This is a genomic window from Marinobacter litoralis, from assembly GCF_016427555.1.
GTDB classification, from domain to species: domain Bacteria; phylum Pseudomonadota; class Gammaproteobacteria; order Pseudomonadales; family Oleiphilaceae; genus Marinobacter; species Marinobacter litoralis_A.
Genome location: NZ_JAELVS010000003.1, coordinates 281,102 through 303,194, shown reverse-complemented (window position 1 = coordinate 303,194; position 22,093 = coordinate 281,102). Strand labels below are relative to the sequence as shown.

Below are 22,093 nucleotides of genomic sequence, written 5' to 3'. Positions count from 1 at the left end.
TCATGACCGACGAGAAGGCCCGCCTGAGCGAACTTCGGGACGAAATCGACAGCCTTGATCAGCAGATCATGAAACTGATCAGCGCCAGAGCCGCCTGCGCGCAGGAAGTCGCCCATGTAAAAATGGCGGCCAATCCCGGACAAGATGTGTTTTTCTACCGCCCGGAGCGGGAAGCTCAGGTGCTGCGCCGGATAAAAGAAGAGAATCCGGGGCCATTGCCGGCTGAGGAAATGGCGCGACTGTTTCGGGAAATTATGTCGGCGTGTCTGGCGCTGGAAAAGCCGATGCATATCGCGTTTCTGGGGCCGCTTGGTACGTTCACACAGGCGGCAGCGCTCAAGCATTTTGGCCATTCGGTTATCAGCGTGCCGATGCCGGCGATTGATGAAGTATTCCGCGAAGTTGAATCCGGCTCCGCTCATTACGGTGTGGTGCCAGTGGAGAATTCAACCGAGGGTATGGTGAACCACACCCTTGATATGTTCATGTCTTCGCCGCTGAAAATTTGTGGTGAGGTGCAACTTCGAATCCATCATCATCTGATGGTATCGCCTCAGTTCAAAGATCAGGAAATCACCCGTATATACTCTCACCAGCAGTCGTTTGCTCAGTGCCGGCAGTGGTTGGATTCTCACCGCGCCGGGATCGAACGTATTACCGTGTCGAGTAATGCAGAAGCCGCGCGCCGTGCTTCGGAAGAGCCCGGTTCGGCGGCGATCGCAGGTGATATGGCTGCGGAACTTTACGGTTTGGAAGTGTTGGCAAGCAGCATCGAAGATCGCCCGGACAACACCACCCGGTTCCTGATTATCGGGCGGGAAGAGGTTGAGGCCAGCGGTCAGGATAAATCCTCCATTCTGGTGTCCATGCGCAACAAGCCGGGTGCCTTGTATCAGCTGCTGGAGCCCTTCCATCGGGAAGGCATCAGTCTGACCCGTATCGAAACGCGTCCATCGCCAAGCGGCACATGGGCCTATGTGTTTTACATCGATTTTGAAGGGCACATGGACGACGGGCTTGCTCGCAAAGTGTTGGCCGAGATTGATGAAGAAGCCGTGGAATTGAAGCGCTTGGGTTCTTACCCGATTGGCGTGCTTTAAGTTCAGATTGCATTAACCCGGAGGAAAGTTGAATGTCAGTGGATTATCAGAGTCTTGCGGTAAAAGGTGTTCAGGCTCTGTCTCCGTATCAGCCCGGAAAGCCGATCGAAGAACTGGCGCGAGAGCTCGGGCTGAACCCGGAAGAGATCATTAAGCTGGCAAGTAACGAGAACCCTCTGGGCCCGAGTGAGAAGGCCATGGCAGCGGCTCGCAAGGCTCTTGATGAATCTTGCTTGTATCCGGACGGGAACGGCTTTGCGCTAAAGCAGGCTCTGGTGAGCCGGTTTGGCGTTGCGATGAATCAGATTACTCTGGGCAACGGCTCCAATGATGTTCTGGAAGTAATTGCCCGTTGCTTTGCCGGGCCGGGTGATGAAGTGGTGTTCTCCCAGTATGCCTTCGCGGTTTACCCGATAGTGACTCAGGCGATTGGTGCCACCGGCGTGTCGGTTCCAGCCAAAGCTTGGGGGCACGACCTTGATGCCATGGCGGAAGCGGTTAATGAACACACCAAACTGATCTTTGTTGCCAATCCTAACAACCCCACCGGTACGGTTCACACGGCCGATGCCATTGAAGGGTTTTTGCAGCGCATTCCGGAGCGCGTTCTTGTTGTTCTGGATGAAGCCTACTGCGAGTACCTGGCGGGAGGTGATTACGCTGACGGAGTTCAGCTTCTTGAGCGTTTCCCCAACCTCGTCGTTTGCCGCACCTTCTCGAAAGCCTGGGGGCTGGCGGCGATGCGAGTGGGTTACGCCTTTAGTTCGCCTGCTATCGCGGATGTGCTTAACCGGGTGCGCCAGCCGTTCAACGTTAACTCTATTGCCTTGGCTGCGGCCGCTGCCGTGCTTGAAGATGATGAATATCTAAGCCGTTCGCGCGCTGTGAATGAAGCCGGTTTACGTCAGCTCGCTGCGGGCTTTGAACAGTTGGATGTACCGTTCATTCCATCGGTTGGTAATTTTATAGCGGTCGATGTGGGTGAGCAGGCGGCTGAGGTTTATCAGGCATTGCTGCGGAGCGGCGTCATTGTTCGTCCGGTTGCAGGTTACGGTATGCCCAATCACTTGCGTGTATCTGTAGGACTTCCCGAAGAAAACGAGCGTTTTCTGGAAGCGCTGTCTGGCGCTTTACAGACCGTTCGGGAAGGGCGCTAACGTGAGTGGGAGCACGCCTTCTTTTCAACGGGTAGCCATTATCGGGCTTGGGCTGATTGGTGGTTCTCTTGCCAGTGCGATTCGCAAGCATCAGCTGGCTGATTATGTGGTCGGGTTCGACCAGCGCGCCGATGAGCTTGAGTTGGGTGAAGAGCTGGGCGTGATCGATCAGGCCGCGATCAGCTTACAATCGGCTGTTGAGGGGAGTGACCTGGTGGTTCTGGCGGTGCCTGTGCGAGCCACGCGCGGTGTGTTGGAACAGATCAAACCCTGGTTGAGTAAAGATGCGGTGCTGACAGACGTGGGCAGCACGAAAACCAGTTTTGCCGCCGACGTAGAAGCAGTTTTTGGTGCGATTCCACCGAACATCATTCCGGGACACCCCATTGCCGGCTCGGAAAAGAGTGGCATCCGGGCGGCTAACCCCGATCTTTTTGCCAATCATAAAGTGATCCTGACTCCGGCGGATAATACCGATTCAGCGTGTCTGGCGCGTCTGACACGGCTTTGGGAAGGCGCGGGAGCCACGGTGCTGACCATGTCGGTGGCGTACCATGATGAAGTGCTGGCGGCGACCAGTCATCTGCCGCACCTGATAGCCTTCTCGCTGGTGGATACGTTGGCCGGCGAAGATGAGAATCTGGATATCTTTCGGTACGCTGCCGGAGGTTTTCGGGATTTCACTCGAATTGCTGCCAGTGATCCCGTGATGTGGCACGACATTTTCTTGTCAAATCGCGATGCAGTGCTGCGCGTGATTGACCATTTTACCCACGATTTGGGTGAGCTCCGGGGCGCCATTGCCGAAGGCGATGGGGCTACTTTGCTTCGGGTTTTCAGTCGCGCCAAGGCGGCGCGCGAACATTTTACAAAGATGCTTTCAGGGCAGGCGTACGTGACTAATAACAGTAATCAGCAAGTTGTCTTTCAAATGCAGCCGGGAGGATCTGTCCGCGGTGACATCCGTGTGCCGGGAGATAAATCCATTTCACACCGCTCCATCATGCTGGGAGCTCTGGCCGAAGGCGTGACAGAGGTAAAAGGCTTTCTTGAAGGCGAAGACAGTCTTGCCACCCTGCAGGCATTCCGCGATATGGGTGTAACCATTGAAGGTCCGGAGAATGGTTTGGTCCGGATTCACGGTGTTGGGCTGCATGGCTTGCAGGCACCACGCGGGCCTCTGTATTTGGGCAATTCCGGCACTGGCATGCGATTGTTTGCTGGATTGCTAGCAGCACAGCCCTTCGATTCCGAGCTTTCTGGTGACACCAGTTTGTCTAAGCGCCCGATGGGGCGGGTTGCCGACCCGCTGCGCTCCATGGGGGCCGTAATCGACACGGCGGAAGGCGGTCGTCCGCCATTGAAGATCAAAGGCGGGCAATCGCTGAACGGCATTCACTACGATATGCCTGTTGCCAGTGCGCAGGTGAAATCATGCCTGTTGTTGGCGGGGCTCTACGCGAACGGCGTCACCTCAGTGACGGAGCCGGCGCCTACCCGTGACCACACCGAGCGCATGCTGCAAGGTTTTGGTTATGACGTGCAGCGTGATGGCGCAACCGCAAAAGTGGTTGGTGGCGGTAAGCTCGAAGCCGGAGTTATTGATGTGCCTGCTGATATTTCATCCGCGGCATTCTTCCTGGTAGCGGCCTCCATCGCACCGGACTCGGATCTGACACTGCGCCACGTGGGCATGAACCCGACACGCGTAGGTGTCATCAATATTTTGTGCCAGATGGGTGCGAATATTGAAATTCTCGAAGAGCGGGTTATTGGCGGCGAGCCAGTGGCTGATCTGCGAGTGCGCTCGGCTGAGTTGCACGGTATTGAAATTCCCGAAGATCAGGTGCCGCTGGCCATCGATGAATTCCCGGTTCTGTTTGTCGCAGCGACCTGCGCCAAAGGCCGCACTGTGCTTCGTGGTGCTGAAGAGTTGCGGGTCAAAGAGAGTGATCGCATCCAGGTGATGGCTGACGGGCTGGCCGAGCTCGGTGTTGAAACAACCGTTACCCCGGACGGGATTATTATTGAGGGTGGCCAGACGATCGGCTCTGGTACGGTCGAGAGTCATGAAGACCACCGTATTTCGATGTCATTCGCGGTGGCCTCTTTGCGGGCAACCGGGCCAATTACCATTAACGATTGTTCGAACGTAACAACCTCGTTCCCGGACTTCGTTGAGCTGGCCAAACAGACAGGTTTCAATATCAGAACAGAAGGTGCTTCTTAATGGCAGACAGCAAGGCCCCGGTCATTACAGTGGACGGCCCTGGTGGTGCGGGTAAAGGAACGATTACCCAGATGTTGGCTCGCAAACTAGGGTGGCACTTGCTTGATAGTGGTGCTTTGTACCGCCTGACCGCTCTGGCGGCAACCCGGCAGGGGGTGGCTCTGGATGATGAGCCAGGTCTGGTTGAAGTGGCGGCCACTCTGGACGTGGAATTTGAGCCGGGAGAAGTTGGCCAGCCGGTGCGAGTGCTTTTGTCCGGGCAGGATGTCACGTCCGAAATCCGTACCGAAACATGCGGCAACAACGCGTCAAAAGTGGCCGTTATGCAGCCGGTTCGGGATGCACTCTTGCAGCGCCAAAGGGATTTCCAGAAAGCGCCCGGAGTAGTCGCGGACGGGCGAGACATGGGAACGGTTGTTTTTCCCGATGCACCAGTGAAAATTTTCCTGACCGCGAGTGCCGAAGAGCGCGCGCGGCGCCGCTATAATCAGTTGAAGGACGCCGGGGTCGATGTTACTATTGACGCCGTTTTAGACGAGATTCGGGTACGTGACGATCGGGATATGAACCGGTCAGCGGCCCCTCTTAAGCCTGCGGATGATGCGCAAGTCATTGATTCTACAGGTTTGAGTATAGAAGAGGTGTTAGACAGGTGTATGGCCGCAGCAGGTCAGGCCTGACTACACCTTTTTGTCGTTGGAATGCCGGAGTCAGCGGAATATTGCCAGCCACAGGCTGAATCCGGAAATCATTAACAGACCGTGTTGCTGGCGGCACGGAGCATACTTGCGTTGATCATATAGGGCACATAATGAGCGAGAGCTTTGCGGATTTATTCGAAGAAAGTTTAAAAGAAATCGACATGCAGCCAGGTTCCATTGTTCAGGGAACCGTTGTTGATGTTGATAGCGACTGGGTCACCGTTAACGCTGGACTGAAGTCCGAAGGCGTTATCCCCGCCTCCCAGTTCCTCAACGAAAAAGGCGAGTTGGAAGTTCAAATCGGCGACGTAGTCGACGTAGCTCTCGACGCTGTTGAAGACGGTTTCGGTGAAACCCGTCTGTCTCGTGAGAAGGCGAAGCGCGCCGAAGCTTGGAAGGTTCTCGAGAAGTCCTTCGAAGCTGAAGAAGTGGTTAAAGGTATCATCAACGGCAAGGTCAAAGGTGGTTTCACTGTTGATCTGGCTGGTATCCGTGCCTTCTTGCCGGGTTCTCTGGTAGACGTTCGTCCGGTTCGCGACACTGCGCACCTGGAAAACAAAGAACTTGAGTTCAAGGTTATCAAGCTGGACCAGAAGCGTAACAACGTGGTTGTTTCTCGCCGCGCCGTTCTGGAAGCTGAAAACAGCGAGCAGCGTGAAGCTCTGCTGGAAACCCTGACCGAAGGTCTGGAAATCAAAGGTATCGTCAAGAACCTGACCGACTACGGCGCGTTCGTAGATCTGGGCGGTGTTGACGGCCTGCTGCACATCACTGATATGGCTTGGAAACGCATCAAGCACCCGAGCGAAATCGTGAATGTGGGCGACGAAATCAATGTTAAGGTCCTGAAGTTCGACCGTGAGCGTAACCGTGTTTCTCTGGGTCTGAAGCAGTTGGGCGAAGATCCTTGGGTAGATATCAAGGCTCGTTACCCAGAAAGCGCTCGTGTAACGGCTCGTGTAACCAACCTGACCGACTACGGCTGCTTCGCTGAGCTGGAAGAGGGTGTTGAAGGCCTGGTTCACGTTTCCGAAATGGATTGGACCAACAAGAACATCCACCCGTCCAAGGTTGTTCAGGTAGGTGACGAAGTTGAAGTGATGATCCTGGATATCGACGAAGAGCGTCGTCGTATTTCCCTGGGTATCAAGCAGTGTGTGTCTAACCCTTGGGAAGACTTCTCTGGCAACTTCAACAAAGGCGATCGCATCTCCGGTAAGATCAAGTCAATCACTGACTTCGGTATCTTCATCGGTCTGGATGGCGGAATCGACGGTCTGGTTCACCTGTCTGACATCAGCTGGAACGAAACCGGTGAAGAAGCCGTTCGCGAATACAAGAAGGGCGACGAAGTTGAAACCGTTATCCTGTCTGTTGATCCAGAGCGTGAGCGTATCTCCCTGGGTATCAAGCAGCTGGAAAGCGATCCGTTCGCCGAATTTGTACAGCTGAACGACAAAGGGTCCATCGTTAAGGGTACTGTTTCTGCAGTAGACGCAAAAGGCGCTACTATTGCCCTGAACGAAGAAGTTGAAGCGGTACTGAAGGCCTCCGAAATCAGCCGTGACCGCGTTGAAGATGCGCGTAACGTTCTGAAAGAAGGCGAAGAAGTAGAAGCGAAGATCATCAGCATCGATCGCAAGAACCGCGTGATCAACCTGTCTGTTAAGTCTAAAGACGTAGAAGACGACAAGCAGGCTCTGGATAGCGTACGCAGTAAGGCTGCAGAAACCTCAGGCGCCACCACTATCGGTGACCTGATCAAGGAACAGATGCAGCAGCAAAACGCCAACAAAGACTAATTGTCTGGTTGGTAGTGAAAAAAACGGGCTCTAAGAGCCCGTTTTTTTTGTGTTTTTTTCTGGTTTGGCTAAACTAGAGTCATTGGAATCCAGCATTTAAGTGCGGAATAATAATGACAGAGGAAAGTGCCTCATGACGAAGTCCGAACTGGTTGAACTGGTAGCATCAAAACAGACGCAGCTCTCGGTAAAGGATGTTGAGCTGGCGGTTAAGACCATTATTGAACACATGTCTCAGGCGTTGGCGGATGGTCAGCGTATCGAGATTCGAGGGTTTGGCAGCTTTTCTTTACATCACCGCGAAGCGCGTGTTGGCCGAAATCCAAAAACCGGAGAGGCGGTGCAGTTGCCTGCGAAATATGTTCCGCATTTCAAGCCCGGGAAAGAGCTTCGAGAGCAGGTTAACGATAGCTTGAAGAAAGGATTCTGATCCTGACGCACGTGAATCTTTCAGCAACATAAGATCGAAAATTTCCCGTCTGGAGCGTGTACGAGATGGCAGCACTACAGAAGATTCTCTTAATTGTCTTGGTTGTAATTCTGATAGTCGTTGCTCTGGTGTTCTCGTTGAATAATCAGATGGCGGTGTCTCTTAATTTCCTGCTGTTCGAAACTCAGCCACACGGTGTCGCAGTCTGGATTATCTTGTCTTTTGTGTTGGGTGCATTGGTCGGCGTTTTGTTGATGTTGATCGGCTCTTTCCGCTCTTCAGTATCACGCCGCAACCTCAAAAAGCGGCTTGAACGTACGGAGCAGGCGCTAGAAAAATCCAGGGCTGATAACGACCAGGCACTTTAATGGAATTAGTGTTCAACTGGCTGCTTCTAACGGTTGCTGTTGCCGCTGGCTGGTTAGTGGGTCGGTATGGCGCTTCCTACCGCCGTTCGCGTAAAACCATATCTGACGTAGACTCCGTTAAAGATCGTCTGCAATTCCTCTTTACCAATTATTCTGACCAAGCCGTTGAAAACTTTGTGCAGTCTTTGCCGGTTAACAAAGACACGGTCAGCCTTCATTTATCCATTGGCAGTCATTTTCGCAATAAAGGCGAAACCGACCGCGCCACATTGATTCACCAGAATCTACTTGCTCGCCCCGAGTTGCCCGCTCGTTATACTCCGAAAGTAACCCTAGAGCTGGCCATGGATTATCTGGGAGCCGGTTTGTTAGACAGGGCTGAGGCTTTGTTTCAGGAGTTAATGGGAGATCGTGATTACGGGCGCCGGGCTGCCAGTGAGCTCATCGAGCTGTATCAGCAGGAGAAGGAATGGGAGAAAGCCGGGCAGGTGGCAAAAACCTTGACCCGAACAGAATCCGATCCGGTTATGTTCAAAACACTTGCCTACATTACCTGTGAGCTGGCTGATTTGGCGCTCAAAGATGACGATCGCTGGACCGCAAAGAAGTTGTTCCGAGAAGCCTTGGAATACGATCCTTCATGTGTGCGGGCCACTCTGTTGTTGATGAAGCTTCAGGTTCGCCAAGGCAATTATCGTGAAGCCAGTAAGCAGGGACTGAAGGTATTTGAACAAAACCCTCAATTTGGCCCCGAGGCCGTCGATCGGTTGATGCAGCTCGAGCGTGACCATGGTGATGTGGGGCGTTTGTTCAAGAAACTGAAAAAGCTCTACGAGCAACATCCGAGCACCAGTTTGTTGCTTGCACTGGTAGAATCAGTGGAGCGCTCTTCCAGTCGCCCGGCAGCGATTGATCTGTTGCGTCAGGAGCTGGAGGTCCGCCCTTCAATGCGAGGCCTTTTGCGGCTTGTTGAGCTTGCGGGCTACGAGAAGGGGATGACGACCGACGAGGGGCGTCTGGTGAGTCGTATTGGTCATCTGATACTGGCTAACCGTCCGATCTATCGTTGTGTGAATTGTGGCTTCGATGGCCAGCAGCTGCATTGGTTGTGCCCGAGTTGTAAGCAGTGGGAAACTGTGAGGCCGATTCAAGGTGTGGAAGCCGAATAACGTTTTAATTTACTGACTGGGAAAATCGAACGTGCAAAACCCCAACGACCCGAAAATCATTGTAGCTTTAGACTTTCCCTCTCAGGATCCGGCGCTTGCGCTTGTTGATCAGCTCGATCCGGGCAAGTGTCGTTTGAAGGTTGGCAAAGAGTTGTTTACCCGCTCCGGCCCGGAGCTGGTTAAGGCGCTGCAGAACCGTGGCTTTGATGTCTTTCTGGATCTGAAGTTCCACGATATTCCGAACACTACCTCGTCGGCCGTTGCTGCCGCAGCGGACCTTGGTGTGTGGATGGTGAATGTTCATGCGTCAGGTGGCGAGAAGATGATGGTCGCCTGTCGAGAGCGTCTGGAGTCGTTTGGTGCGGATAAGCCGTTGCTGATCGCTGTTACGGTTCTGACCAGTATGTCAGGCGATGACTTGTCGGGTATCGGTATTACCGATTTGCCGGAAGTGCAGGTGTCGCGCCTCGCAGCGCTAACCAGGAATTGTGGATTGGATGGCGTAGTGTGCTCCGCGCAGGAAGCGCCGCGCCTGAAAGCAGAGCAGGGTGCTGATTTCCAGCTCATCACTCCGGGCATTCGCCCGTTGACTGCTGATAAGGGCGATCAGCAACGTATCATGACCCCCACAGATGCCCTGAAAGCGGGTTCTGACTACCTGGTTATTGGTCGCCCGATTACCAAGGCTGACGACCCGCTGGCGGCGCTTGAGGCGATTCATGCTGAGGTGCAAGGCGCTTAAACTGCGGCGGCTGGTTCGTTTCCGATTCTAGCCTTTTATTTTGGGTGTGGCGCCAAGGATGGAGGCCGCTCCCGAAAACCGCTACGAGCACATCCATGTGCGCTTCTCTCCGGCCATCCATGGCCTCCGAAATTTTCGGGAGCGGCCTCCATCCTCGGCGTTCAACCTTTGGAGTGGTCGTCGTATAGCGATTTGATTCTGGTTTTGATATTTAATCCTGAGCTGGCTTTAGCCTTTTCGGATACTCTGATGCAGCCTGATCGGTGTGGTGGAACCCTTCTTCCAAAAATGTGCGGAGCCATGGATGGCGGAGCAGAAGCGTCACATGGACGTGCCGAAGGAGCGGTTTTTGGAAGAAGGGTTCCACCACGCCATTCCACCCAAACAGACAAGCTGGGGTCAGGTGTTGATCCGCAATCTCCGAAAGCGTCAGGTAAAACAAGTGCCCACAAAAAAGCCCGCTAATTCATAGAACTAGCGGGCTTTCGAAATAGTGGCTCCCCGAGCTGGGCTCGAACCAGCGACAAACGGATTAACAGTCCGTTGCTCTACCAACTGAGCTATCGGGGAACATCGTCATGTGACGAGGCGCGTATATTAGTGTGACCTTACCGCCTCGTCAACCCCTTAGCTAAAAAAATTAGCCAAGAGCTTTCTGCAAACGCTCAATTGCCTTCTCGAGGTTGTCCATACTGGTCGCAAAGCTCAACCGCATGTGGCCCGGGCTACCGAACGCGGAGCCAGGAACCAACGCAACACCGGCTTCGCTCAGAAGTTTTTCAGCGAACTCAACGTCTGTGCTTACGCCGTCGGTTGCATCGATTGCGCCCTGGAAGCTTGGGAACACATAGAAGGTGCCGTCGCCGTAAGGGCACTCAACACCCGGCAGCTTGTTCAAGGCATCAACCAGCCAGTCGTGACGTTTTTTGAACGACTTAACCATCTCGCCTACGCAGGCCTGATCACCGTCGAGAGCGGCGGTAGCGGCTGCCTGAGAGATCGAGCAGGGGTTAGAGGTGCTCTGGGACTGAATCTTCTTCATGGCGCCGATGATCTTCGCCGGTCCTGCTGCATAACCGATGCGCCAGCCTGTCATGGAGTAGGCTTTGGAAACACCGTTCAGCACGAAGGTGCGCTCGTACAGTTCAGGGCAAGCGTTCACGATGTTGCAGAACGGCTTGCCGGTCCACAGGATCGGCTCATACATGTCGTCGGTGGCGATCATGATGTTGGGGTGCTTCTTCAGAACTTCACCAATCGCCTTCAGCTCCTCCATCGAGTATGCCATGCCGCTCGGGTTGGACGGGCTGTTGATCACGAACAGACGGGTACGATCGGTGATCGCGTTTTCCAGCTGCTCCGGGGTGATCTTGAAGCGGGTATTGACGGATGTCTCGATGATAACCGGCTTACCCTCTGCAACCAGCACCATGTCCGGGTAAGATACCCAGTAAGGAGCAGGGATAATGGCTTCGTCGCCCGGATTCAAAATGGCCAGTGCCAGGTTGAAAAAGCTTTGCTTGCCGCCACTGGATACCAGAATCTGGTTGGCTTCGTATTCCAGTCCGTTGTCGCGTTTGAACTTCGCAATGATCGCTTTTTTCAGAGCAGGCGTACCATCAACGGCGGTGTACTTGGTCTGACCGTTGGTAATGGCTTCAATAGCGGCCTGTTTGATGTGCTCTGGGGTGTCGAAGTCCGGCTCGCCGGCACCCAAGCCAATAATGTCTTGGCCAGCAGCGCGAAGCTCGGCTGCTTTGTTGGTAACGGCGAGGGTTGGGGATGGCTTGATAGCCTGTACACGGCTGGAAAGTTGAAGGTCCAAACTTGAGCTCCTTAAAGCTGCGTCTTATGGGCTGCGACCGGCGTGGTAGCAAGGGGAGTTCGATGCCCCGGCTGTATTTTACACGGCCGTCGATCGGGCTGATGGTATCATGAAGCGACGGTATCGCTAAATTTCTTGTAAGTAGTAGCCGTGATGGTTGCCACTGACGACTGGAGGTTCTTCGCCAATTATGGCTAGTCAATCAACTCGTGCCTCGAAAGAGGGTGTTTTTCGTGTCGATTCGCCTTATCAGCCAGCCGGGGACCAGCCCACGGCCATTGCCGGGCTTGTAGACGGTATCCATTCTGGCCTGGCCCATCAGACCTTGCTGGGTGTTACTGGCTCGGGAAAAACCTTCACGATTGCCAATGTGATTCAGGAAGTTCAGCGGCCAACCATTGTGATGGCGCATAACAAAACCCTGGCAGCCCAGTTGTACGGTGAATTCAAAGAATTCTTCCCGGACAACGCGGTGGAGTATTTCGTTTCGTACTACGATTATTATCAGCCAGAAGCCTACGTACCTTCTTCCGATACGTTTATCGAGAAAGATGCGTCTATTAACGAGCATATCGAACAGATGCGCTTGTCGGCGACCAAGGCGCTGTTGGAGCGGCCGGATGCAATCATCGTTGCTTCCGTGTCGTCAATCTATGGCTTGGGTGACCCCGAATCCTACATGAAGATGATGCTGCATTTGGATCGGGGTGATCCGGTTGAGCAGCGGGACATCCTTCGGCGCTTGGCCGAGCTGCAGTACACCCGGAACGACGTGGAATTTCATCGCGCCAATTACCGGGTTCGCGGTGATGTGATTGATGTTTTCCCGGCCGAATCCGAACGCGAGGCCATTCGAATTGAATTGTTCGACGATGAGGTCGAGCAGTTAAGTTATTTCGACCCACTGACCGGTGAAGTGCTGCGTCGGGTGCCACGCGTAACCATCTACCCCAAGTCTCACTATGTCACGCCACGCCAGAAAGTTCTGGATGCGGTTGAAAACATTAAAGTGGAACTGGATGAGCGGTTGAAGCAATTGCGTGACAACCATCGCTTGGTTGAAGCGCAGCGGTTAGAAGAGCGAACCCGTTACGATATTGAGATGATGCTGGAACTGGGCTACTGCAACGGCATCGAAAACTATTCCCGTTATCTGTCGGGGCGGGATCCGGGCGCACCACCACCCACATTGTTCGATTACCTGCCACCGAACGCGTTGTTGGTGGTGGACGAATCTCACGTGACGATTTCGCAAATCGGGGCCATGTACAAAGGCGACCGCTCGCGCAAAGAAACTTTGGTTGAATATGGTTTCCGTCTGCCATCGGCACTGGACAACCGGCCCATGCGTTTCGAAGAGTGGGAGCGGATTGCGCCACAGATGATCTTCGTGTCGGCGACACCCGGTAATTACGAAGCTGAACACGCCGGGCAGGTGGTAGAGCAGGTAGTTCGGCCGACCGGGTTGCTGGATCCGGAGATTGAGGTTCGTCCTGCGTCTACCCAGGTGGACGACCTGCTCTCGGAGATTCACGCGCGTGTCGAGGAAAAGGAGCGTGTTCTGGTCACCACGCTAACCAAACGGATGGCGGAGGATTTAACCGACTTCCTGATGGAGCACGATATTCGTGTGCGTTATCTGCATTCGGACATTGATACGGTGGAGCGGGTCGAAATTATCCGTGATCTGCGAAGGGGTGAGTTCGATGTGCTGGTTGGCATCAACCTGTTGCGAGAAGGGCTGGATATGCCCGAGGTATCACTGGTGGCGATTCTGGATGCTGATAAAGAGGGCTTCCTGCGCAGCGAGCGCTCGTTGATTCAGACCATCGGCCGCGCAGCTCGGAACGTGAACGGCAAAGCCATTCTGTATGGCGACAGGATTACCGGCTCGATGCAGCGGGCTTTGGGTGAAACCGAACGTCGCCGTGCCAAGCAGCAGGCTCATAACGAAGAGCATGGCATTACCCCGACGGGTCTCACCAAGAAAATCGCCGACATAATGGAGGGGGCTCCCGGTGCAGGGCGTGGTCGCCGCAAACCTGAACGGCCCGGCCAGAAAGCGGCAGAGCAGGCGGAAGATTATCGGGTTGCAGCCGGCAAACGGTCACCGCAGGAGCTTCTTAAAGAAGTGGCGATACTCGAAGACGAGATGTACAAGGCCGCCGCTGACCTGGATTTTGAAGCAGCAGCCCGTTTGCGGGACCGGATATCCGAATTGAAGGAAGCTGCTATCCGCAATGGTTGATTATGCTCTTGGCGGGCCGACAATCACCGCTGCTTGCAGCGGCTGGTTGCGGCCGTAACGCGAGATCTTGCTAAACACCCGTTTGTCGATTGGTAAATATTGCTTGTCGGCCACAGTTTCGCCTTCCTCTATGTCGATCTCCGGGTCGTGCAGATACACGAAATCCTCATCGATGGCGCAAACAGTCACCCAGTGAGGTACTCGGCTACGGTTCAGTTGCCAGGTGCTGATGAGAATGACCGGTATCTCGCCTCTGAGTAGGGCATCTTCCATCGCCTCTAGCGTTAGCGGGTTGTGGTGAATCTGGATGCCGGTTTGCCCTATGTCGTGCAGAAACCCCTCATGCACCAGTTCCAGTACCCGCTTTTTATCGTCGTTACGTACGGTGTCTTTGAACAGAGCGCCCTCCTGACTGATCCAGGCGCTGGCTTGAAAGCCGCGGTTCCAGGCGGACAGTGCGAGGCCGTGGGGGCCACAGCCACCATGACCCGAGAGCATGAAAATCATGGTGGCTTCGCGCCAGATTTTCAGCTCTTCAAGGGTGGTTAACGGCTGACGCTCATCCAGCGCCGACAGAGCCATCATCAGCGCCGATGGACCGCAGGTAAATTCGGTAGTCTGCGGGTAATAAGGCACCGGTAGAATCTCCCGGGCAGGCTCGTAGTAAAGAATACGTCGCTCAAATCGCAGCGCGGTGCCATGATCTTCATAGTAATCGCGGTATGTGCCGAACTGTCGGTAACCCAGGCGTCGATAGAGGTTGATGGCACCGGTGTTATCTTCCCGCACCTCAAGACGCATGATAATGCGGTCGGCATCGGACGCTTCTTTTTCTGCCGCTTTGATCAGTTTTTCTCCGACACCTTTTCCCCGGGCATTCGGAGAAACCGCAATGGAATAGATTCTGGCGAGACGGGTCGCGGCATTCATCAGAACCAGGCAGTAGCCCGCCAGATCGGAACCCAGCTCCGCAACGATCAGTCGGTCTCGGGGTACTTCCAGAAAACGCCGGAAACTCCGCCGGGAAATACGGTCTTCGGTAAAGCAACGGTTTTCAAGCTCGACAAGGTTTTTCAGGTCGCCTGCGACGGCTTGTCTTAGCAGTACATCTTGCATGATGGTTGTGTCCCGGGGCGCACAAAAGACCGGGAGGCCAGAAGGGCTCCCTCTGCAGCTATTATGGTAGAGACAGGGGGCATCGGGTAGCGCGGAAGGATGCGTAAAAGCACTCATCAATGGATGATTGTGGGGGACCCTGCAGCGGCGTATTGTTGCGCTAATTATCCGGCTGAACCTTCAGGGAGGAAAGCCTGCTATGTCCCGTTTGTTGATTGTTGTGGATCGTGAGAAAGATTGGGCACCCTACTATCCGAGTGAAGATGTGCTCACCTTTGAGCAGTACCTGAAATTTGCCGCTCCTTCTAACAGCCGGGTGCGGGTAATCAACCTGTGCCAGAGTGCCCGGTATCTGAGCCGGGGTTATTACTGTTCTTTGTTGGCGGAAGCCCGGGGGCACCACGTGGTGCCGTCTGTAATGACGTTGAACGATCTGGGGCGGAAAGGCTTGTTTTCCCTTGAGCTCGGAGAGTTGGACTCCAGTGTTATTCAGTGGCTGGAAAACGAAGCTCAGGAGATCGATCCGGCGACAGATGAGCGGGCGGCGACCCACGAAGTTCGGGTGCGCACGTACTTTGGACAGGCCGAACATGCAGAGCTCAAGCCCGCCGCTCGTGCTCTGTTTGAGCGTTTACCTTGTCCCATTCTCGAAGTGGTATTCCGTCATCGAAAGCAGTGGCAAATCGAATCCATGAAGCCGGCTTGCCCCGCGGATCTGAGTGACCGCGAGCAGGATCTGTTTGCCGCAGCTTTGGATCGGTTTAGCAGCATGGTGTGGCGCAAACCGAAAACCCGTCGGCACTATCGTTTTGATCTTGCCATGTTAGTCAATCCTGATGAGGAAATGCCGCCGAGCGATGAAGCTGCGCTTAAAAGGTTCGAGAGTGCAGGGCGTAAACTGGGTATTAATGTTGAACGAATTACTCGCCGGGACTATATGCGGCTTCCGGAATTCGATGGCTTGTTTATTCGGGAAACCACAGCGATTGATCATCACACCTACCGCTTTGCGCGAAAGGCGGAGGCCGAAGGTTTGGTGGTGATCGATGATCCCGTGTCTATTCTGCGCTGCACCAATAAAGTGTTCCTCGCGGACTTGCTGAAAAACAACAAAGTACCGACACCCAAGACGCTGATTCTTTCCAAAGGCCAGACGGATGCGGCCGAGCAGGTAGTAAGTGAATTAGGCTTCCCGGTGGTCATAAAAATTCCCGATGGCGCGTTCTCGCGCGGTGTCGCCAAAGCCAAAGATGAAGCGGAGTTAAAAGCTGGTTTGAAAGAATTGTTCAGGCAGTCAGCATTGGTGTTGGCCCAAGAGTATTTCTATACCGACTACGACTGGCGTATAGGCGTATTGGGAGGCCGTGCAATCTATGCTTGCAAGTACATGATGGTGAAAGGGCATTGGCAAATTTATCAGCATGGCGGTGCCGCGGTTGAAAGTGGCGATTTCGAGACGATGCCGACCTATGAGGTGCCCAGAAATGTCATTCAAGCTGCTCTGAATGCGACTCGCCTGATTGGGAACGGTCTCTATGGCGTCGATATCAAACAGGCCGGCAACCGGGTTGCGGTGATCGAGGTGAACGATAACCCCAGTATCGATTCCGGGGTTGAGGACAAGTTTCTCGGGGGCGAACTCTATACATTGGTCATGCAGGAATTCCTGTCCCGTATGGAAGCAAAGCGGCGTCGGTAGGAACTTTACCCGGATTCGGCCGCCATCCAAATCCGGACACTGCCCAGCCAGGGCGCATTCGAAAGAGCGGTCTGAACCCCTTGCGGGGTCAGCTCGGGAACGGGCTGTTCTTCGTCCAGAAAGATCTCAAGATGAACCTTTTTTTCCAGGTAGTGTAGCCCCAGCCGGCTATGGGGCGGCAGCTCACCCAAGGCTTCGGTAAGTAGCGAACGTATTTCTTCCCTTGATGGCAGTCCCGGTTCATTTAATGAGGGGATCGCCTCGTCGTTCTCGGCATCAATGTGAAAGTTGATGTCCTGGATGTTGTCGACCGCTTCGCGCATATTAGTCACGACCTTGAGGCCGATTTGATGGCCTTCGGAGACGCTGATTTCAGGGCGTACCACCAGATCAATATCGAGCAGAATGTCCTGGCCCATGCGTCGGCTTCGCAATTCATGGACATTTCTAACGCCGGGCGTTGCCAGGGCGATGGCGCGGAGTTTTTCGGTATCTTCTTTGGATAAGCCGGTATCGATCAGTTCTTTGACGCTGTCCCAGGTGAATTTCCAGCCGATGTGGATAATGATGATCGCGACGGCGACCGCCGCGACTGTGTCAAGCCAGACCACCCCGAGCATTGCTCCGGCGGTTGAAAGCAACACGACCACCGATGAAATAGCGTCGGTGCGGCTGTGCCAGGCATTGGCGACGATTAAATCGGAACGAATAGCGAGACCAACGTGCCGGGTATAGCGGAAAATCCATTCTTTGCTCAACACCGAGACGGTTGCCGCAACCAGTACTGGCCACCCCGGTACGTAAAGCTCTTCCTGCTCTACCAAGCGCAGTATGTTTTCCCAAGCCAGCGCAGCCCCTACGGCGATCAATAAACTTCCCAATACCAGTGTGCCGAGGGTTTCTATTCGTTGATGGCCGTAAGGGTGGTCGTCATCGGGACCTTTGCGCGACAAGCGCATAACGATAAGCACCACCCAGTCTGATGCAACATCTGTAAACGAGTGAATGCCATCGACCACCAAGGCATGGGAGTGGAACAGGATACCGGCGATAACTTTGATCAGCCCGAGAAAGCCGTCGAGGACCATGCCAATGAGAGTGACTTTGGAGGCCGCGTGCTTTTCGGCTTCGAGGTCGCGCTCAGGGTTCGGCTGGCCTATTGAAGTGGTATCCATTCGCGTGGGCTCCATAGCAATGCTTGGCGCCAGTATAGCCCCAAAAATTAAAAAAAGGGCTTGCAAAACTCGAAATGTCCTTCTGTTTTATGCACACATTGAAATATGTATCGTTAGCTACCATTAGGTTACGCTTTTAGTCAATTCCTATTTCAATATTTGTAACTAGTTGAAAATAAAGGATTAAAATGCTGGTCAAAAAATGATCAATTTGTAGGCTGGCGCAGTAATCAAGGCTTGGAAACGTTTGCCCCGCGCTTATCAACAGAGTTATCCACAGATTTCGTGGAAAACCTCGGAAGCCTCGACAGCATGCGGCTTTTGGCGACATTTGCCGGTTCGGGGAGATGGTGTGGAAAACTTCCGGTATACTCCTGCCACCGCTTGCAAGGAGTTTTCTGATGTACCCCGTTCTTAGAAATCTGTTGTTTCGGTTACCGCCAGAACAGGCACACAACGTGGCCTTGAAGGGCCTTGACGTTGCCAAGAAAGTGGGCGCGCTGTACCTGTTCACACGCCAACCCGATCCATGCCCGATCAATGTGATGGGGCTGGACTTCCCAAATCCGGTAGGCCTTGCTGCCGGGCTCGACAAAAATGCGGACCATTTGGACGCATTGGGAGCTTTGGGGTTCGGGTTCATCGAAGTGGGAACTGTCACGCCGTTAGCGCAACCGGGTAACCCGACACCGCGGATGTTTCGGTTGCCGGAGCACCAGGCCATTATTAACCGGATGGGCTTCAATAACGAAGGCCTCGAGCATTTGATTGGCAATGTTCGGAATCGGCGCTACAACGGTATTCTTGGAATCAACGTCGGCAAAAACAAAGACACGCCCAACGAGCAGTCTGAGTCTGACTATCGCAAGGGGATTGCAGCGGTTTATGACTACGCGGATTACATTACGGTGAATGTGTCGTCACCCAACACGCCAGGCCTGCGCGACCTTCAGTTCGGTGATTCGTTAAAACAGTTGTTGCACGCAATCAAAGACGAGCAAACGCGCCGTCATCAATCGAGCGGACGTTACGTGCCGATAGCGGTGAAGATTGCTCCGGACATGGATGATGAAGGTGTGCGGTTTGTGGCTTCGGCGCTTCTGGAGTCTGGGCTGGATGGCGTGATTGCAACCAACACGACCATTAGCCGGGATGCGGTTAAAGGCCATGAGCACGAGCAAGAGGCTGGTGGTTTGAGTGGGGCGCCGGTGCGTGAATCGTCGGTCAGAGTGATCGCAGGACTGTACGCGGAACTGGGCGACCGTATCCCCATCATCGGAGTGGGTGGAATCACAGATGCCGAGAGTGCCGCTGAGAAAATCCGGGCGGGCGCTAAACTGGTGCAAATCTACACCGGGTTTATCTATAAAGGGCCGAAGCTGATTGGTGATGCGGTAGAGGCTGTTCGTAAAGCGCGGCAGGCATAAAATGGTAGGGCCCGCTTAGCGGGCCCTTTGCGGGAAATGAACCCCGTGGCGCTTCTTCGCATGGTACGAGGCGGGTGGCCTCGTTTTGGTTGCTCGGAATACTGCGTCAAATTGTCGTGGTAAAGTGTGAAAAAAAACAGATCTAGCTAACTGAGATCGGCCAACACCGCAATTACGTTGCAGTTACGTTGGCTAACTTGTGGATGCCGGAAACGCCGGTCATGCCCTCCCAGTTATCTGTGCGGCCTTCTCGCCACCCGTTCAACCATTCCTGGCGCGCTTCTGGTTGATCGACTGGGCAGCTGTCTTTGGATTTTCCGGACACGCCAGCGAGGTATCCTCGCTTGAATGCACGAGCGTAAACGTCTCTCTTCTGTCTTTTCATGCCGTTCCTCACTATGGATTAACAGAACAAGCGTGTACACATCTGCAGTGACCATGGCGTTGGTGCCCATCCGGGACAACCCACTATTGCCAGCTTGGGTCAGAGCAGTCAGGATCCTGTTGATGGAAGCTTTAAATGTTGCTTCCAGAACGACGCGTCAGGTACAAGGTAAGACGAACCTTGCCGAGAAGTACACTAACGATTTCGTCTATATGAATGCTTTTTTATAGTTTTGTGAACTATTGATGGCAGGCCATTTTTGCTTTCGCTGCGAATCCAGCGGCTTACCAGCTTTATCTCGAAAACCAGGAGTTGATTTTGTCCAAGTATGTCTTTTTTGTAACCTGCCCGAAGGGCGTTGAGTATCTCCTGGGTGATGAGTTGGAGGCTTTTGGTCTCACACTTGTGCGCAATGCACCAGCGGGTGTCTGGGTTGAGGGTGAGCTGGAAGCCGGATATCGGGCTTGTATGTGGTCCCGGCTGGCCAACAGGGTGATCCTGCATATCGATGAGGTGGACGCTCGCAGTGCGGAAGAACTCTACGACGGCATCGTGAGAATGGATTGGCAGGCTCATATTCCTGCGGGTGGCAGCTTCCGGGTGAATTTTCTTGGTCAGAATGAAGCGCTCAGAAACACCCAATTCGGCGCTCAGAAAGTTAAAGACGGGATCGTAGACAGCATTCGTGGCGCTGGTGCACCAAGGCCGGCGGTGGCCCAGAAAGACCCGGATGTGACCATTTCGGCTCGGCTCAACCGTGGCCGTTTGGCGGTTGGCATTGATCTCAGTGGTCACAGCCTTCATATGCGGGGCTATCGTACAGAGCAGGGCTTGGCCCCCTTAAAAGAGAACCTGGCCGCCGCCGTTCTGTTGCGAGCTGGCTGGCCTGAGATCGCCGAAGCAGGCGGAGATTTTGTCGATCCGATGTGTGGTTCCGGCACGCTGTTGATCGAAGCCGCTTTGATGGCGCTGGATATTGCGCCGGGCCGTCGCCAGGAGCGTTTCGGGTTCGAAAAGTGGCCCGGTCACCAGCCCGAGCTGTGGCTGGGCATTCGCCAAGAGGCGGAGCGCCGTGCACACGAAGGGAAGCAGGGCCGTGTGCCCGCATTCGCCGGGTTTGATCAGGACAGCCGGGTATTGGATACCGCCCAGAGAAACGTTCAGCGGGCGGGACTTGAAGGTATCGTAATGGTTGAACCACGCTCGTTGAGCGACTTTGCGCGCCACGACGACTGGGCGGAGACGGGCCTGATTTTGACGAACCCCCCATACGGTGAGCGTTTGAGTGAGCGGAATGTGCTTGCGGCGCTTTACCAAAGCCTGGGCGAAGTGTCGCTGCGTGAACTGGCTGGATGGCGCCTGGGTGTGTTCACCGGCGCGCCGGAATTCGGTAAGTCTGTGGGACTTAGAAGCTTCAAGCAATACAAACTCTTTAACGGAAAATTGCCGGCGCAATTGCTGTTGTTTGAAGTGAATACTGAAAACGCAAGAACCCCGCGAGATCCAGCAGCCGCTGGCCAAGTGGTTCCGCGAATCGTCAATGCGGAGCGGGCGGAAATGCTTCGGAACCGCTTGAAGAAGAACATGAAGTCCATCGGGCAATGGGTCAGAAAGCAGAATATTGGCTGCTACCGCCTGTACGATGCCGATATGCCCGAATACGCGCTGGCGATCGATATTTATGAAGGCAGGGTGCACGTTCAGGAATATCTGGCGCCGAAATCGATCGATGAAAGAGCCGCCCGGGAGCGCTTGGCTGAAGCTTTGGCGATCATTCCGGACGTGCTGGATATCGACCCGAAGGACATGGTCTGCAAACAGCGCCAGCGTCAGACCGGTACCAAGCAATATGAGAAGCAAGCGGCAACTGGCGAATACTTCAATGTGCAAGAACACAACTGCACGCTGAAGGTTAACCTGAAAGACTATCTCGATACCGGTTTGTTCCTGGATCACCGTCCTGTGCGCCATTGGATTCAGCAACATGCGCAAGGTCAGCGGTTCCTGAACTTGTTCTGCTACACCGGCGCGGCAACGGTACATGCCGCTGTAGGCGGTGCCAGTCGTTCACTGAGTCTGGATATGTCGAAAACCTACGTAAACTGGGCGATGGACAACCTGTCCCTGAACGGCGCAGACCCGCGTAAGCACGTGGTTGAGCAGGCTGACTGCCTGGCGTGGTTGGCAGACAAGCGCACGGCGAACCAAACCTTTGACCTGATCTTCATGGACCCGCCGACCTTCTCCAACTCAGCCCGTATGGCGGGTGTATTGGACATACAGCGGGATCATGGTGTGATGGTTCGCCAGTGCATGGAGCGGTTGTCCTCCGATGGTCTGCTGATTTTCTCCAACAATTTCCGGAAGTTTAAGCTGGATGACGATCTGGCTGCGGAGTTTGATGTGAAAGAGGTGACGGCGAGCACTTTGGATAAGGATTTCCAGCGGAATCAGAAGATTCACCAGTGTTGGCATATTCAGCACAAGGTCTGAGTTTGAGGGGGGAAGAGGCAGGCGAG

General features: G+C 54.3%; 18 protein-coding genes and 1 tRNA gene. 14 read left to right on the top strand and 5 right to left on the bottom strand.

The features are described 5' to 3' along the window. The first annotated feature begins 2 nt into the window (after positions 1-2). The 10 genes from pheA to JAO79_RS11405 all read left to right on the top strand — a co-directional run bounded on the left by pheA (position 3) and on the right by JAO79_RS11405 (position 10,171). Complete coding sequence (pheA, locus tag JAO79_RS11450; protein WP_199007388.1) at positions 3-1,100, top strand: prephenate dehydratase; 1,098 nt, start codon at positions 3-5, stop codon at positions 1,098-1,100. Between the two features lie 32 nt (positions 1,101-1,132). Further along, positions 1,133-2,257, top strand: coding sequence for a histidinol-phosphate transaminase (gene hisC / locus JAO79_RS11445; RefSeq protein WP_199007387.1), 1,125 nt, complete (start codon positions 1,133-1,135; stop codon positions 2,255-2,257). 1 nt (position 2,258) lies between these two features. Beyond that, positions 2,259-4,487: a bifunctional prephenate dehydrogenase/3-phosphoshikimate 1-carboxyvinyltransferase gene (locus JAO79_RS11440; protein WP_199007386.1), complete on the top strand. Its 2,229-nt coding sequence runs from the start codon at positions 2,259-2,261 to the stop codon at positions 4,485-4,487. Then, complete coding sequence (cmk, locus tag JAO79_RS11435; RefSeq protein WP_199007385.1) at positions 4,487-5,167, top strand: (d)CMP kinase; 681 nt, start codon at positions 4,487-4,489, stop codon at positions 5,165-5,167. The genes JAO79_RS11440 and cmk overlap by 1 nt, the downstream gene beginning before the upstream one ends. Positions 5,168-5,298: 131 nt before the next feature. Beyond that, positions 5,299-6,990, top strand: coding sequence for a 30S ribosomal protein S1 (rpsA, locus tag JAO79_RS11430; protein ID WP_199007384.1), 1,692 nt, complete (start codon positions 5,299-5,301; stop codon positions 6,988-6,990). 133 nt (positions 6,991-7,123) lie between these two features. Beyond that, entirely contained in the window at positions 7,124-7,420 is a 297-nt protein-coding gene (locus JAO79_RS11425; protein WP_114335658.1) for an integration host factor subunit beta, read from the top strand. 65 nt (positions 7,421-7,485) lie between these two features. Further along, positions 7,486-7,788: a LapA family protein gene (locus tag JAO79_RS11420; protein ID WP_199007383.1), complete on the top strand. Its 303-nt coding sequence runs from the start codon at positions 7,486-7,488 to the stop codon at positions 7,786-7,788. Beyond that, the gene (lapB, locus tag JAO79_RS11415; protein WP_199007382.1) at positions 7,788-8,957 is read left to right on the top strand and encodes a lipopolysaccharide assembly protein LapB; all 1,170 of its coding nucleotides are present in this window, start codon (positions 7,788-7,790) and stop codon (positions 8,955-8,957) included. The genes JAO79_RS11420 and lapB overlap by 1 nt, the downstream gene beginning before the upstream one ends. 31 nt (positions 8,958-8,988) lie before the next feature. Beyond that, complete coding sequence (gene pyrF / locus JAO79_RS11410) at positions 8,989-9,699, top strand: orotidine-5'-phosphate decarboxylase (protein WP_199007381.1); 711 nt, start codon at positions 8,989-8,991, stop codon at positions 9,697-9,699. A 304-nt stretch (positions 9,700-10,003) separates the two neighbouring features. Next, positions 10,004-10,171, top strand: a complete 168-nt coding sequence (locus JAO79_RS11405; RefSeq protein ID WP_199007380.1) for a hypothetical protein — start codon at positions 10,004-10,006, stop codon at positions 10,169-10,171. Between the two features lie 22 nt (positions 10,172-10,193). Here JAO79_RS11405 and JAO79_RS11400 read toward each other — a convergent pair. After that, positions 10,194-10,269 (bottom strand) — tRNA-Asn (locus JAO79_RS11400). 70 nt (positions 10,270-10,339) lie between these two features. Further along, positions 10,340-11,524: a pyridoxal phosphate-dependent aminotransferase gene (locus tag JAO79_RS11395; protein WP_199007379.1), complete on the bottom strand. Its 1,185-nt coding sequence runs from the start codon at positions 11,522-11,524 to the stop codon at positions 10,340-10,342. 190 nt (positions 11,525-11,714) lie between these two features. Between JAO79_RS11395 and uvrB the strand changes: the two genes are divergently transcribed. Then, entirely contained in the window at positions 11,715-13,772 is a 2,058-nt protein-coding gene (gene uvrB / locus JAO79_RS11390) for an excinuclease ABC subunit UvrB (RefSeq protein ID WP_199007378.1), read from the top strand. On the opposite strand, the gene rimI is transcribed toward uvrB, so the two are convergent. Then, entirely contained in the window at positions 13,773-14,888 is a 1,116-nt protein-coding gene (rimI, locus tag JAO79_RS11385) for a ribosomal protein S18-alanine N-acetyltransferase (protein ID WP_199007377.1), read from the bottom strand. It lies immediately after the preceding gene. 199 nt (positions 14,889-15,087) lie between these two features. Here rimI and JAO79_RS11380 point away from each other — a divergent pair, with 199 nt between their 5' ends. Continuing rightward, entirely contained in the window at positions 15,088-16,587 is a 1,500-nt protein-coding gene (locus tag JAO79_RS11380; RefSeq protein WP_199007376.1) for a RimK family protein, read from the top strand. 5 nt (positions 16,588-16,592) lie between these two features. On the opposite strand, the gene JAO79_RS11375 is transcribed toward JAO79_RS11380, so the two are convergent. After that, positions 16,593-17,762 carry a cation diffusion facilitator family transporter gene (locus JAO79_RS11375; RefSeq protein WP_199007375.1) on the bottom strand — a complete coding sequence of 390 codons (1,170 nt, stop codon included), beginning with the start codon at positions 17,760-17,762 and terminating at the stop codon, positions 16,593-16,595. A gap of 401 nt (positions 17,763-18,163) precedes the next feature. On the opposite strand from JAO79_RS11375, the gene JAO79_RS11370 reads away from it, so the two are divergent. Beyond that, complete coding sequence (locus tag JAO79_RS11370) at positions 18,164-19,189, top strand: quinone-dependent dihydroorotate dehydrogenase (RefSeq protein WP_199007374.1); 1,026 nt, start codon at positions 18,164-18,166, stop codon at positions 19,187-19,189. A gap of 172 nt (positions 19,190-19,361) precedes the next feature. On the opposite strand, the gene rmf is transcribed toward JAO79_RS11370, so the two are convergent. After that, positions 19,362-19,574: a ribosome modulation factor gene (gene rmf, locus JAO79_RS11365; RefSeq protein ID WP_199007373.1), complete on the bottom strand. Its 213-nt coding sequence runs from the start codon at positions 19,572-19,574 to the stop codon at positions 19,362-19,364. Positions 19,575-19,892: 318 nt separating this feature from the next. Here rmf and rlmKL point away from each other — a divergent pair, with 318 nt between their 5' ends. Then, complete coding sequence (gene rlmKL, locus JAO79_RS11360) at positions 19,893-22,067, top strand: bifunctional 23S rRNA (guanine(2069)-N(7))-methyltransferase RlmK/23S rRNA (guanine(2445)-N(2))-methyltransferase RlmL (protein WP_199007372.1); 2,175 nt, start codon at positions 19,893-19,895, stop codon at positions 22,065-22,067. The last annotated feature ends 26 nt before the right edge of the window (positions 22,068-22,093 follow it).

Bases quoted from the DNA above. Each gene is read 5' to 3' on its own strand.
- pheA (WP_199007388.1), top strand. From the start codon at position 3: ATGACCGACGAGAAGGCCCGCCTGAGCGAACTTCGGGACGAAATCGAC.
- hisC (WP_199007387.1), top strand. From the start codon at position 1,133: ATGTCAGTGGATTATCAGAGTCTTGCGGTAAAAGGTGTTCAGGCTCTG.
- cmk (WP_199007385.1), top strand. From the start codon at position 4,487: ATGGCAGACAGCAAGGCCCCGGTCATTACAGTGGACGGCCCTGGTGGT.
- rpsA (WP_199007384.1), top strand. From the start codon at position 5,299: ATGAGCGAGAGCTTTGCGGATTTATTCGAAGAAAGTTTAAAAGAAATC.
- JAO79_RS11425 (WP_114335658.1), top strand. From the start codon at position 7,124: ATGACGAAGTCCGAACTGGTTGAACTGGTAGCATCAAAACAGACGCAG.
- JAO79_RS11420 (WP_199007383.1), top strand. From the start codon at position 7,486: ATGGCAGCACTACAGAAGATTCTCTTAATTGTCTTGGTTGTAATTCTG.
- lapB (WP_199007382.1), top strand. From the start codon at position 7,788: ATGGAATTAGTGTTCAACTGGCTGCTTCTAACGGTTGCTGTTGCCGCT.
- JAO79_RS11405 (WP_199007380.1), top strand. From the start codon at position 10,004: ATGGCGGAGCAGAAGCGTCACATGGACGTGCCGAAGGAGCGGTTTTTG.
- uvrB (WP_199007378.1), top strand. From the start codon at position 11,715: ATGGCTAGTCAATCAACTCGTGCCTCGAAAGAGGGTGTTTTTCGTGTC.
- rimI (WP_199007377.1), bottom strand. From the start codon at position 14,888: ATGCAAGATGTACTGCTAAGACAAGCCGTCGCAGGCGACCTGAAAAAC.
- JAO79_RS11380 (WP_199007376.1), top strand. From the start codon at position 15,088: ATGTCCCGTTTGTTGATTGTTGTGGATCGTGAGAAAGATTGGGCACCC.
- JAO79_RS11375 (WP_199007375.1), bottom strand. From the start codon at position 17,762: ATGGATACCACTTCAATAGGCCAGCCGAACCCTGAGCGCGACCTCGAA.
- JAO79_RS11370 (WP_199007374.1), top strand. From the start codon at position 18,164: ATGTACCCCGTTCTTAGAAATCTGTTGTTTCGGTTACCGCCAGAACAG.
- rmf (WP_199007373.1), bottom strand. From the start codon at position 19,574: ATGAAAAGACAGAAGAGAGACGTTTACGCTCGTGCATTCAAGCGAGGA.